The organism is Arthrobacter melezitosi, from assembly GCF_054511055.1.
Genome location: NZ_JBTNDJ010000006.1, coordinates 167,127 through 179,468, shown reverse-complemented (window position 1 = coordinate 179,468; position 12,342 = coordinate 167,127). Strand labels below are relative to the sequence as shown.

General features: G+C 71.6%; 10 protein-coding genes. 3 read left to right on the top strand and 7 right to left on the bottom strand.

Annotation, left to right across the window (positions count from 1 at the left end):
* Positions 1 to 47: 47 nt before the first annotated feature.
* Together ACX80W_RS09305 and ACX80W_RS09300 are read right to left on the bottom strand one after the other, a co-directional pair.
* On the bottom strand, positions 48 to 1,142 hold the full coding sequence (locus ACX80W_RS09305) for a histidinol-phosphate transaminase (RefSeq protein ID WP_459282541.1): 1,095 nt from the start codon (positions 1,140 to 1,142) through the stop codon (positions 48 to 50).
* A gap of 77 nt (positions 1,143 to 1,219) precedes the next feature.
* Positions 1,220 to 1,645, bottom strand: a complete 426-nt coding sequence (locus tag ACX80W_RS09300; RefSeq protein ID WP_459282540.1) for a LysM peptidoglycan-binding domain-containing protein — start codon at positions 1,643 to 1,645, stop codon at positions 1,220 to 1,222.
* A gap of 383 nt (positions 1,646 to 2,028) precedes the next feature.
* Here ACX80W_RS09300 and lexA point away from each other — a divergent pair, with 383 nt between their 5' ends.
* Both lexA and ACX80W_RS09290 read left to right on the top strand, forming a co-directional pair.
* Complete coding sequence (lexA, locus tag ACX80W_RS09295; RefSeq protein WP_459282628.1) at positions 2,029 to 2,718, top strand: transcriptional repressor LexA; 690 nt, start codon at positions 2,029 to 2,031, stop codon at positions 2,716 to 2,718.
* Between the two features lie 131 nt (positions 2,719 to 2,849).
* Positions 2,850 to 3,998 carry a GGDEF domain-containing protein gene (locus tag ACX80W_RS09290; protein ID WP_459282538.1) on the top strand — a complete coding sequence of 383 codons (1,149 nt, stop codon included), beginning with the start codon at positions 2,850 to 2,852 and terminating at the stop codon, positions 3,996 to 3,998.
* Positions 3,999 to 4,148: 150 nt separating this feature from the next.
* Here the strand turns inward: ACX80W_RS09290 and ACX80W_RS09285 are convergent, their stop codons facing one another.
* A complete protein-coding gene (locus ACX80W_RS09285; protein ID WP_459282536.1) occupies positions 4,149 to 6,179 on the bottom strand; it encodes an ATP-dependent DNA helicase in 2,031 nt (676 codons plus the stop codon).
* Positions 6,172 to 7,779 carry a GTPase HflX gene (hflX, locus tag ACX80W_RS09280; protein WP_459282534.1) on the bottom strand — a complete coding sequence of 536 codons (1,608 nt, stop codon included), beginning with the start codon at positions 7,777 to 7,779 and terminating at the stop codon, positions 6,172 to 6,174. Before hflX ends, ACX80W_RS09285 begins: the two co-directional genes overlap by 8 nt.
* A gap of 127 nt (positions 7,780 to 7,906) precedes the next feature.
* Between hflX and ACX80W_RS09275 the strand changes: the two genes are divergently transcribed.
* Complete coding sequence (locus ACX80W_RS09275; protein ID WP_459282532.1) at positions 7,907 to 8,518, top strand: class I SAM-dependent methyltransferase; 612 nt, start codon at positions 7,907 to 7,909, stop codon at positions 8,516 to 8,518.
* Positions 8,519 to 8,647: 129 nt separating this feature from the next.
* Here the strand turns inward: ACX80W_RS09275 and dapF are convergent, their stop codons facing one another.
* From dapF to miaB, 3 genes are all read right to left on the bottom strand, one after another.
* Positions 8,648 to 9,595 carry a diaminopimelate epimerase gene (dapF, locus tag ACX80W_RS09270; RefSeq protein WP_459282530.1) on the bottom strand — a complete coding sequence of 316 codons (948 nt, stop codon included), beginning with the start codon at positions 9,593 to 9,595 and terminating at the stop codon, positions 8,648 to 8,650.
* 4 nt (positions 9,596 to 9,599) lie between these two features.
* Positions 9,600 to 10,487: a tRNA (adenosine(37)-N6)-dimethylallyltransferase MiaA gene (miaA, locus tag ACX80W_RS09265; protein ID WP_459282626.1), complete on the bottom strand. Its 888-nt coding sequence runs from the start codon at positions 10,485 to 10,487 to the stop codon at positions 9,600 to 9,602.
* 155 nt (positions 10,488 to 10,642) lie between these two features.
* Complete coding sequence (gene miaB / locus ACX80W_RS09260) at positions 10,643 to 12,202, bottom strand: tRNA (N6-isopentenyl adenosine(37)-C2)-methylthiotransferase MiaB (RefSeq protein ID WP_459282528.1); 1,560 nt, start codon at positions 12,200 to 12,202, stop codon at positions 10,643 to 10,645.
* Between the last annotated feature and the right edge of the window lie 140 nt (positions 12,203 to 12,342).

Below are 12,342 nucleotides of genomic sequence, written 5' to 3'. Positions count from 1 at the left end.
CGGACGGAGGGGCGGCGCACGCTCCCTTCCAGTCTAGGAGACGCCGCTCAGAGCAGGTGCTTCAGTGACTCGAGGAACACTGTGGTTTCCCTCTCCGTGCCGGCCGTCACCCGAAGGTGGCCCGGAATCCCGACGTCGCGGATCAGCACCCCCGCCTCGAGCAGGCCCCGCCAGACCCGCTGTGGGTCCGCCAGGCCGCCGAACAGCACGAAGTTGGCGTCGGACGGGGCCGGCGACAGGCCCAGCCCCGCGAGTTCGGTCACGATGCGGTCGCGCTGGACCTTGATCGCCTCAACGTTGGCCAGGAGGGTGGCGGAGTGGGTCAGGGCGGCGTTGGCGGCGGCCTGGGTGATCGCCGAGAGGTGATAGGGCAGGCGGACCAGGCGCAGCGCATCGGCGACCTCGGGCGCGGCAGCGAGGTACCCGAGCCGGGCTCCGGCCAGTGCGAACGCCTTGCTCATGGTGCGGGAGACGATGAGCCGCTCCCGTCCGGGCAGCAGGGTGATGGCGCTGGGCGTGCCGGCGTGGGAGAACTCGGCGTAGGCCTCGTCCACGATGATGATGGCGCGGGCCGCCGCCCCGGCCTCGTAGGCGGCCTCCACGACGTCGAGCCCCAGCGCCGTCCCCGTGGGGTTGTTGGGAGAGCAGAGGAAGACGACATTGGCGCCGGAGGAGGCGACCTCGCGGGCGACGTACCCGGCGTCCAGCTGGAAGGCGGCGTCGCGGGCGGCCGTGACGTAGCGGGTGTCGGTGGCGCTGGCGAGCAGGGGATACATCGAGTACGTCGGAGGGAAGCCGATCGCGGTGCGCCCCGGCCCTCCGAACGCCTGGAGGATCTGCTGGAGCACCTCGTTGGAGCCGTTGGCGGCCCAGACCTGCTCCGCCGTGACTCCCCCACCAAGGTAGCGGGCAAGGTTCCCGCGCAACTCGGTGAACTCGCGGTCCGGATAGCGGTTCAGCCCGAGGGCGGCCGCCTGCACCGCCTCGACGATGGCGCTGCGGACCTCGGCAGGCACCCCGTGGGTGTTCTCGTTGACGTTGAGCAGGATCGGAACGTCAATCTGCGGGGCACCGTAGGGAGATAACCCCACAAGGTTCTCGCGCAGCGGAAGGCGGGACAGGGACTCAAGGCGGTTCCTCACCCACCGAGCTTAAGCGAAGGTCCGCCGGAGTGCTGAATTGAGGCGGGGCGCCGACCGGCCGCCACGGGCGGTCCGGGTTACCTGGAGACGGGCAGTGCGACGATCTGGCCCGCCTGCACCGTCGAGGAGCCGAGCCCGTTGAGTTCGACGATCTCCGAGACGACGTCGCGCGGATCCCGGTCGGGGGCGAATTCGCCCGCCAGCGACCAGAGCGTCTCCCCCGGCGCCACGTTGACACTCACCGTGTCGGCCGGCTGGGCGGTGTCGCTGCCGGCCTTGGCCGGCGCCGTCATGGACGCCGCGAGGAGGACAAGGGAGGCCGCGAGCAGCACCAGCGGCACCCCCACCAGGAGCACCCTGCCGCGCCGGGTCAGCCGCAGCCGCGGAAGGTCCGTATCCCGCTGACTGGGAAGACGGCCCCCGCCCGTTGCACCGAGGGACCGGAGGCCACCCGCCGCGGCGGATCCTGCGGGGGCACTGAGCGGGCCTGGTATTGCGGTCATGACGTGTACCTCTTCTGGAGTTTCGAATAAGTCCAACGGGTTCGAACGGTTAATTCGAACATGTCTTCTATTTCGTCCTGCTTATTCTTAGCACCTGTCATCGAGCTTTGTCGAGACTCGCTCGAACATATGTTTGAAAACAGGTCCGTGCTGGCCTACCGTTGGCCTCATAGGAAGACGCGTAGTCCGGCCCTGCCGGCGGACGGCGGCAACCTGACAACACCACGTGCCACCGACACAATGGGTCAGCCGGGACTTCCCGGCGCAGGTGGCGGCGCAGCGAAGGGACAGAACCAGTGGCAGAGCGGGCAGCGGAAGAGGGGCGGGCGGCTCCGGCCGTCCCGGCGGGAGAGGCGGCCGCAGCGCTTCCGACCGGCGCCCCCGTGCGGGGACGTCCACGGGGCCGGACGGTGCCCAAGGGCCTGACGCCGCGCCAGATGAAGATCCTTGAAACCATCCAGCGGTCGATCGGCGCCAACGGGTATCCGCCGTCGATGCGCGAGATCGGCGACACCGTCGGACTTGCGAGCCTCTCAAGCGTCACGCACCAGCTGTCCCAGCTGGAGCGGCTCGGATATATCCGCAGGGATCCCAAGCGGCCCCGGGCCATGGAGATCCTCCTGCCCCTGACCCTGGCCGACGCCGCGGCGCCTCAGCAGGACAGGCCGGGCACCGGCCCGGAGTTTTCCGGCGCGGTCGACACGGCGATGGTTCCCATGGTGGGACGGATCGCCGCCGGCGGCCCGATCCTCGCCGATCAGGTCGTCGAGGATGTCATGCCGCTGCCGCGGCAGCTCGTCGGGCACGGCGAACTGTTCATGCTCCGGGTTTCCGGGGACTCGATGATCGACGCCGCCATCTGCGACGGCGACTGGGTGGTCGTGCGCCGCCAGCAGAGCGCGCAGAACGGCGAGATCGTCGCCGCCCTGCTTGACGACGAGGCGACGGTGAAGACCTTCCGCCAGCGGGACGGGCACACCTGGCTGCTTCCGCAGAACACCCGGTACGAACCGATCCTGGGCGATCACGCGAGCATCATGGGCAAGGTCGTCTCGGTGATGCGCGCCCTCTAGCCCGGGCGGCTTTCACCGCCGGCGCCGACGGCACAAGGGGCTCCGGGGCCGCCACGCGCCGGAGCCTCGGGGGAATGTCGCCGCCCGGTGCGATACTGGCGGCATGTCGCACGGAACGGAGGGCCCGCCGGATGCCGCTTGATACCTCAACCCTGAGGGTCGCATTCGGCGTGGTGGCACTGATCCAGCTCGTGCTGTTCTACCTCGTGACCTTCCGCCGCACCCGCTCGGCCTACAGCGCCTGGTGGTGTGCGGCCATCGGACTGTTCCTGGCCGGCTCGGCGGCCTTCCTCCTCGACGGCACAATCCACCAACGCTGGGCGAACCCGCTGGGCAACACGCTGCTCGTGGCCGGCGCGGCGGCCGTCTGGGCGGCGGCGCGCTCCCTGCATAAGGGCCGTCCGCCGGTGGCACAGCTCGCCGCCGCGCCCCTGCTGACCGCCCTCGCCTCGGCACTGGGCCACCCCGCAGTGAACCCCTGGTCCGGCGGGGAAGTCTTCCTGGCCATGATGTCGCTGCTCTTCGGCCTCGCCGCCTGGGCGGTGTGGCGGCCCGCTCCGCACCTCGTCCGGACCCAGCTGCCGCTGGCGGTGGCATCGGGCTTCCTCTCGGTGTTCTACCTCGGGCGCGCCGTCGCCTTCGTCGTCGGGGGCGTGGACGGGCGCGTCTTCCAGACCCTCTTCGGATCCGCCGTGACCACACTGATCACCCTCACCCTCCTGGTGGTGGTGTCCTTCACCATGGCCGCGCTGAGCAATGACCAGGTCACCCGCAACCTGCGGCGCAAGGCGGCGCGCGACGGCCTGACCGGGCTGCTCAACCGCTCCGGGTTCCTTGACCGGGCGACCCGGGAACTCGAGCGCCTCAAGGGCGCCGGGATCCCGGCGGCGCTGATCCTGGCGGACCTCGACCGGTTCAAGGAAGTGAACGACACCTACGGGCACGCCGCCGGCGACACGGCACTCCAGGCCTTTGCGGCGGCGTGCTCCCGCTCGGTGCGGTCCACCGACCTGGTCGGGCGCTACGGCGGCGAGGAGTTCATCATCCTCCTCAGCGGCGCCGACGCGGAACGCGCGGAGGCCGTCAGCGCGGAGATCAGCCGGGTCCTGCTGGGGTCGCGGACGCCGCAGGGGTTCCCGCTCCCCACCGTCAGCTTCGGGATCGCCGACGCCGGGCCGGCCGACGGCGGATTGGAGGCGGTCATCGCGGCGGCGGACGCCGCGCTCTACACCGCGAAGTCTCAGGGCAGGAACCGGGCGGTCCGCGCGGCGTCCACCTAGCACCGGGCGGTCACTGACGGTGGGACCGGCGGGCACGGCGGGTTGCCTCCGGGACCCGGCCCGGCCCGGCCCGGGACCCGGGCGCCCGCACAGGGCGCCCCACCGGCAGTCATCAAGCCGGTCGGGCACGGTTCCCGCGGCCGGACTCCCCTAGCCTGCGGCGACCCGCTCGAGGATCCCGAGCGCCGTCGTCCGGTCGGTGGTGTGCCAGAACGGCGGCAGGGCTGCGCGCAGGAAGGATCCGTAGCGGGCATTGGCAAGCCGCGAGTCGAGGACCGCGACCACGCCGCGGTCTCCGGAGGCCCGGATCAGGCGCCCCGCCCCCTGCGCGAGCCGCACTGCGGCGTGCGTGGCGGAGACGCTCATGAACCCATTGCCGCCGGCGCGGGCCACCGCCCGGGTCCGGGCGGTCATCAGCGGGTCGTCGGGGCGCGGGAAGGGAATCCGGTCGATCACCACGAGCCGGCAGGACTGCCCCGGCACATCGACTCCCTGCCACAGGGACAGGGTGCCGAACAGGCAGGTGTCCGGCTCATCGGCGAACTGCTGGACGAGCGAGGGAAGCGAGGCCTCGCCCTGGCACAGGATCTCGAAGTCGACGAGTGGGCGCAGCGCCTCGGCCGCCTCCTCTGCGGCGCGGCGGGAGGAGAACAACCCGAGCGCTCCGCCGCGGGATGCCTTCAGCAGCGCGGCCAGCTCGGCCAACTGCGCCTCGGAGGTGCCCCGCTCGGGCTTGGGCAGGTCCTTGGCCACATACAGCACCCCCTGGCGGGGGTAGTCGAAGGGGCTTCCCACGTCCACCCCGGTCCAGGACGGCGCGCCCGCACCGGTCAGCCCGAGGGAGCCGGCCACGGGCCCGAATTCGGCGCCGATCGCGAGGGTCGCCGAGGTCAGCACGACGGTGTGGTCTTCGAACAATCCCTCACGGAGGCGCCCGGCGACCGACAGCGGCGCCACGTTGAGGATGGCCGGCGCGCTTTCGTCGGCCATCGAGTAGCCGGCGCCCGGGGTGAAGGTACTGGGGCGGGAGGCCCAGACGACCTCACCGGCCTCAGCTGCCGCGAGCAGCCGCTCGGCCACCTCGAAGACGAGGCCGAGCCGCCCCCGGGCCTGCTGCCGGCCGCCGTCGGCGTCCCCCGGGCCGTCGGCCTTGCCGTCGGGCTTCGTGTCCGAAAGGGCGGTCCGGGAGGCATCGCGCACCTGCTCCAGGGCGAGCCCGAGCTCCTCGGGAAGGCGTCCGGGCATCAGCCCGGAGGGCAGGAGCGCACAGGCCTCCTCCAGGGCCTTGCCGGCGGAGTCGAGCGCGTCGGTGCGCAGGGAGGCGTGCCGGCGCACCGCCGTCGCGGCCGCTGAGACCATCGACGCCGAGAGCTGCCCGGAGACCGCCCCGGTGACCCGGTCGTGGAGTTCGTGCGCCTCGTCGATGACGACGACGTCGTAGTCCGGGAGCACGGCGAGGCCCTCGAAGGCGCTGATGGCCAGCATCGCATGGTTGGTGATGACGATGTCGGCGGTCGCGGCGGCCTCCCGGGCACGTTCACTGAAGCACTCCTTGGCCACCGGGCACCGCTGGGCACCAAGGCACTCGAGGCTGCTGACCGACACCTGGCGCCAGGCCCGATCACTGACGCCCGGCAGCAGTTCGTCGCGGTCACCGGTCCCGGTCTCCTCGGCCCACTCGCGGAGGCGCACCACCTCGCGGCCGAGCGCGCTGCCCGGCGCGGCAGGTGCCGCGCCGGGGTGCTGGACGGCGTCCTCGCCGAGGCTGAACAGGGCGTCGGGGGCGTCCTCCTCCGGGAATCCGCCCGCCGTCTTGTGCAGGCACACGTAGTTCGACCGCCCCTTGAGGAGGGCGACGTCCACGGGCCGGGGAAGGTGCGGCTGAACCGCCGACAGCAGCCGGGGCAGGTCACGGCCCACGATCTGCGCCTGCAGGGCCAGGGTTGCCGTCGAAACGATCGAGGGTTTGTCGCTGTCGATGGCGTGCGCGATCAGCGGCAGCAGGTAGGCCAGCGACTTTCCCGTTCCGGTGCCGGCCTGGACGAGCAGGTGCTCCCCGGTGTCGATGGCCTCGCTCACCCGGCGCGCCATCTCATGCTGGCCGGCACGGCTTTCACCGCCCATCGCCGCGACGGCGGCATCCAGCAGGTCCAGCGCGTCGGGCTCGCGCCCTTTACTCATGCCTCAGGTACGGCTCGAGCTCCGCGGCCAGGCCCTCCCTCACCATCACCTCAAGCAGGGTTCCCTCCTCGGCGTGGTCAAGCGAGAGGATTTCCGCGTCCTCCTCGTGGAGCCTGCTGATGATCTCCCCGTGGTCGTAGGGAACCAGCAGGGACATACGCACCCCGGGCCTGGGGATGGAGGTGCTGATCTGCATGCGCAGTTCGTCGATGCCCTGGCCGGTGCGGGCCGAGACGACGACGTGGCGCGGCTCCCGCTGGCGGAGCCGTTCGAGGACGAACGGGTCGGCGGCGTCGGCCTTGTTGAGCACGATGATCTCGGGGATGTTCCGGGCGTCGACCTCCGCGAGGACCGTGCGCACGGCGGCAATCTGCCCTTCGGGGTCGGGGTGGGAGGCGTCGACGACGTGGAGGATCAGGTCGGCGTCCGCCACCTCCTCGAGGGTTGAGCGGAAGGCCTCGACGAGCTGGGTGGGCAGCGACCGGACGAAGCCGACGGTGTCCACGAGGGTGTACCCGAGGCCGTCGGTTGTCTCGGCCCGGCGCACCGTCGGGTCAAGGGTCGCGAACAGGGCGTTCTCCACCAGCACGCCGGCGTCGGTGAGCCGGTTCAGCAGCGAGGACTTCCCGGCATTGGTGTACCCGGCGATGGCGACCGAGGGCACCTGGTTGCGGCGCCGGTTCGACCGTTTGGTCTCCCGGGCCGGCTTCATGCCGGCGATCTCGCGGCGCAGCTTGGCCATGCGGGTGCGGATCTTCCGGCGGTCAAGTTCGATCTTCGTCTCACCCGGACCGCGGGAGCCCATTCCGGCACCGGCGCTGCCGACCTGGCCTCCGGCCTGCCGGGACATCGATTCGCCCCAGCCACGCAGCCGCGGCAGGAGGTATTCGAGCTGGGCGAGTTCAACCTGGGCCTTGCCCTCGCGGGACTGGGCGTGCTGGGCGAAGATGTCGAGGATCAGGGCGGTCCGGTCGATGACCTTCACCTTCACGATGTCCTCGAGGCCCCTGCGCTGGGAGGGGGACAGTTCGCTGTCGACAATGACGGTGTCGGCTCCGACGGCCGCCACCACGTCCTTGAGCTCCTGTGCCTTACCGGAGCCGAGGAAGGTGGCCGGATCGGGCTTCAGGCGCCGCTGGACCATGCCATCGAGCACCTCCGAGCCGGCGGTCTCTGCGAGGGCGGCGAGTTCCTGGAGCGAGTTCTCGGCGTCCTGCGCCGTGCCGTCGCTCCACAGGCCGGCGAGGACAACGCGCTCGAGGCGCAGCTGCCGGTATTCGACCTCGGTGACGTCCTCGAGTTCGGTCGACAGGCCGGCGACCCGGCGCAGGGCGTGCCGCTCGGCGAGGTGCTCCTGGTCGCCGTCGAAGTCCGAGTGCTCCTGTGCGGAGGACGAAAGGGCCTGCGCACGGGAGCGCCACGTTGCCGGGGCTCCGCCGGCCGATCCGTCACCGGCCGGGGGCTTGGCTGCCGCCGAGGATTTGGACGCGACCGCCTCGTCGTGGGCGAGAATCCGGTCGATGACAGCCTGGATCTCCGCGGGTCCCATCTCGGCTCCGGTCGATCCTTCGTGGTTCGTGGTCATGTTCTCCTTTGTCATTGCGTCCTTACATGCTAGTAGCAGGTGAACCGGGCGCCCAGCGAATTCACTCTGCGCGCAACAGCAATTGACGGTCCTGGCGGCCGGAATCCGGGGCACGGCCCGGTCGGCACTAGGCTTGACGCTTATGGAATCCCAGCACTACTTCAGCCCCCAGCCCGCCGGCCCGGGCGTCCGGCGGCCGCTGTCGGTTGTCCTCGACGGGGAGCAGCGCGACCTGGTGACGTCGTCGGGCCTCTTCAGTCCCGACGGCATCGACAAGGGCACGGCCATCCTGCTCGGCTCGGTCCCCGAGCCGCGCGGCACGCGCCTGCTCGACGTCGGCAGCGGCTGGGGCCCGCTCGCCCTGACCCTCGCCCTGAAGGCCCCGGAGGCCCAGGTGTACGCCGTGGACGTCAATGAGCGGTGCATCGCCCTGACCCGGGACAATGCGGCCCGCCTCGGCCTGTCCAATGTCCGGGCCGGCACCCCGGACGACGTCGACCCTTCCCTCGAGTTCGACACCATCTGGTCGAATCCACCCATCCGGATCGGCAAGGCCGAACTCCATGGGCTCCTGCTGCGCTGGCTGCCCCGGCTGGCGCCCGGCGGCGAGGCGTGGCTCGTCGTGCAGAAGAACCTTGGGGCCGATTCGCTGCAGCGCTGGCTCTCCGAGGCGCTCCCGGACGGCTTCGCCGTGCGCCGCGCAGACACGGCGAAGTCCTTTCGCATCCTCCACGTCACCCGTCCGGCCGGCTGACCCGCGGCCGCAGGCCCGGGGTGCATGACCGGTAGCGCCCTGCATGCGGAGGGTGCGTCGCGTTGAACAGTGGGCCTGTCGCGGTGAACAGTCGGCCTGTCGCCCGGGCCCCGCGCATCCGCGGCCCGCTCAGGCGCCCAGCAGTGTGCCCTCGGCGACGAGGACGGCGGGCCCGCTGAGGTCGACGTGCTCGCGTCCGTCGGCGCCGGCATGGAACACGACCCCGAGCACTCCGCCCGGGACGCGGACGGCCCAGCGCAGGGGCGACTGCGGGCCGGCCCAGTAGCGGGTGGCCGCAGCGGCGGCGCACGCCCCGGTGCCGCAGGACCAGGTCTCCCCCACCCCGCGCTCGTGCACCCGCATCGTGAGCCTGCCGACGCCGTCCTCGATGAGGGGCTCCGCGGGGACGACGAATTCGACGTTGGTTCCGTGCGGAGGCACCGGCGTGACCACCGGGGCCTCCACCAGCGGGGGCGCCGCGAGCTCGTCGAGCCCCGCGAGGGCCACGACGGTGTGCGGATTGCCCATGCTCACCGAGAGCGCCGGCCGCGGCACACCCAGGCCCGCCGCCTCGACCGTCGAGTCCGTCGCCCGGGAGGCGGCCTCCCCGGGATGGATGAACTCCCAGGGGCCCATGTCGACGGAGTATCCGTCCGTCGACCGGGAGACCACCTTGACGCCGGCGCGGGTCGCCACGGACACCGCGGCCCCGTCGTCCAGGGTGACCAGCCCCCGGCTGATCAGGTAGTGGACGAAGACCCGGACACCGTTGCCGCACATCTCGGATACCGACCCGTCACCGTTGCGGTAGTCCATGAACCACTCGGCGTCGGGGTGCCCTGCGAGCAGCGCGCGCCCTTCCGGGAGGTGCTCGGAGCGCACCGCACGGATCAGTCCGTCGGCACCGACCCCGAGGTGGCGGTCGCACACCGCGGCGACGGCGTCGGGGCGGAGGTCCAGGGCGGCCTCCGGGTCGAGGAGGAGGACGAAGTCGTTGCCCGTCCCGTGGCCCTTCGTGAAGGGCACACCGGTGAGGGGCGATACGGTCGGGGCCTGCTGGATGGGTGCGGTGCTCACCCCTCTAGGATAGGGTCCCCGCGGCGCGGGCGAGCCGGAGGGAGCGTGCAAGCAGGTCCGGCGCGCGCCACGGGATCCACTGCACCCGCGGGTCTCCCCGGAACCAGGTGCGCTGGCGCTTGGCGAACTTCCGGGTCGCCACGACGGTGTCCTCGATAGCCGCCGATTCGCTGAGGGTGCCGTCGAGGACCTGGAGGAACTGGGAGTATCCAAGCGCCCGGGAAGCGGTGCGACCTTCGCGCAGCCCCCGGGCGTCGAGGGACCGCACCTCCTCCAGCAGGCCACTGCGGACCATCGCATGCACCCGCTCCGCGAGCCGCACCTGCAGTTCCTGCGGGTCGACCGACAGGCCGATCTGCACGGCCGGTGCATAGTACTGGCGGTCGGGCATGAAGGAGCTGAAGGGTCGCTTGGTCAGCTCGGCGACCTCGAGGGCGCGCACGAGCCGGCGGTCATCGGCGATCCGGGCCGCCGACACCGGATCGACCTGAGCGAGGCGGATGCGCAGGGCGGCAGACCCCCCTGCCGCGAGCTCGGACTCCAGGCGCGCCCGCAGGGCAGGATCGGTGCCGGGGAACTCGAGGCGGTCGAGGGCGGCGCGGACGTAAAGGCCCGAGCCGCCGACCAGCACCGGCACCCTGCCACGTGCCCGGACCGCGTCGATGGCCTGCCGGGCCTCTGCCTGGTAGGCGGCGACGCTCGCCTCCTGGCGGATGTCGAGGATGTCGAGCAGGTGGTGTGGAACCGCGCGGCGCTCCTCCAGCGGCACCTTGGCCGTACCGATGTCCATGCCCCGGTAGAACTGGAGCGCATCGGCATTGATTACCTCGCCGCCGAGTTCCAGGGCGAGGGCGATGGCCAGGTCGGATTTTCCGGTACCGGTCGGGCCCACGACGGCTACGACGGGCCCGCCGGTGACCTTCTCCGGGGCGTCCGGGACAGGCCCACCGGCGGCGTCACCGGCGGCGCGGGCCCCTGCGGAGCTGCCGGGCGTGGATTGGGTTCCGCCGGGGCCGCCGGAGGGTCCGGAGGTTCCGGTCCGGGACGTCAAGGCGTGGAGCGGCGTGGCGGCAGTCCCGGCATGCCCAGGGACACGCCCGCCGCCGCGCCCGGCCGGCCACCGGGGACCGGAGCTCCGCACGAGTCCGCCTGGCTGCGGTCCCAGGCGTCTCCGGCACGGGAGCGCCGGAGCGAATACTCCGCGGCTGTGGGATCGGACAGCAGGTGGAAGGGTGCGGCGTGGGTGACCGGAACCGTGACGAGGTCGCCGGGCCGCGGCACCTCGGCGCCGGAGGGAACGCTGAAGTGGACAAGCCGCTGGTCCTGGGCCCGACCCGTCAGGCGGTGGGTCTCACCGCCCTTGCGGCCCTGGTGGGCCGTCACCAGGACCTCGACGCGGCGGCCGACCTGGCGGGCGTTTTCCTCCTCCGCGATGCGGTCCTGCAGCGCGGTGAGGCGCTCGAAGCGCTCCTGCACCACGTGCTTGGGCAGCTGGTCCGGCAGGTCCGCCGCGGGGGTGCCGGGCCGCCGGGAGTACTGGAAGGTGAAGGCGGTCGCGAACCGGGACTTCTCGACGACGTCGAGGGTGGCCTGGAAGTCCTCCTCGGTCTCGCCGGGGAAGCCGACGATGATGTCGGTCGAGATCGCGGCGGAGGGCATCCGCTCGCGCACCCGGTCCAGGATGCCGAGGAACTTCGCCGACCGGTAGGAGCGCCGCATCGCCTTCAGGATGCGGTCGGAGCCGGACTGAAGGGGCATGTGGAGCTGCGGCATCACATTCGGGGTCTCGGCCATGGCGTCGATGACATCGTCGGTGAACGCCGCCGGGTGCGGACTGGTGAAGCGGACCCGTTCCAGGCCCTCGATGCCGCCGCAGGCCCGGAGCAGTTTCGCGAACGCGCCACGGTCGCCGAATTCGACGCCGTAGGAGTTCACGTTCTGTCCCAGCAGAGTCACTTCGATGGCGCCGTCGGCCACGAGCGCCTCGATCTCGGCGAGGATCTCCCCCGGCCGCCGGTCGCGCTCCTTCCCGCGGAGCGAGGGCACAATGCAGAAGGTGCAGGTGTTGTTGCACCCGACCGAAATGGAGACCCACCCCGCGTACACGGAATCCCGCTTCGTGGGCAGCGTCGAGGGGAACACATCGAGGGATTCGAGGATCTCAAGCTGGGCCTCGTCGTTGTGCCGGGCGCGTTCAAGCAGGGCCGGCAGCGCCCCGATGTTGTGGGTGCCGAAGACCGCGTCGACCCAAGGCGCCTTGCGGAGGATGGACTCCCGGTCCTTCTGAGCCAGGCAGCCGCCGACCGCGATCTGCATCCCCGGGTTGGCCTCCTTCACGGGGGCGAGCATGCCGAGGTTCCCGTAAAGCTTGTTGTCGGCGTTCTCCCGGACGGCGCAGGTGTTGAAGACGACGACGTCGGCCTGTCCGCCGCTGGCCGGAGTGAGTCCCGCATCCTCGAGGAGCCCCGAGATGCGCTCCGAGTCGTGGACGTTCATCTGGCATCCGAAGGTGCGCACTTCATACGTGCGCTGGCTGCCGGGGGACGCCGCCGCAGCCGGGACTGCCGACGGTTCAGCGGGGAAGGGTGCGGGGACAGTAATACTCACGGGTTAAGGGTACGACCGCTCCACCACCGGCCCACAATCGCCGCCGGCCGGTCAGGGCCGGGCCACCCGTGACCGGCCACCGGGAAGCGGGTCGCGGTCTCCACGGCCGGCCCGGGACACCCGGCGCAGCGGCTCAACCG

What these genes read in the sequence shown, in the direction of transcription:
- ACX80W_RS09275 (WP_459282532.1), top strand. Translation starts at nt 7,907, where the DNA reads ATGGAATCCCAGCACTACTTCAGCCCCCAGCCCGCCGGCCCGGGCGTC.
- ACX80W_RS09300 (WP_459282540.1), bottom strand. Translation starts at nt 1,645, where the DNA reads ATGACCGCAATACCAGGCCCGCTCAGTGCCCCCGCAGGATCCGCCGCG.
- hflX (WP_459282534.1), bottom strand. Translation starts at nt 7,779, where the DNA reads ATGACAAAGGAGAACATGACCACGAACCACGAAGGATCGACCGGAGCC.
- ACX80W_RS09290 (WP_459282538.1), top strand. Translation starts at nt 2,850, where the DNA reads ATGCCGCTTGATACCTCAACCCTGAGGGTCGCATTCGGCGTGGTGGCA.
- ACX80W_RS09285 (WP_459282536.1), bottom strand. Translation starts at nt 6,179, where the DNA reads ATGAGTAAAGGGCGCGAGCCCGACGCGCTGGACCTGCTGGATGCCGCC.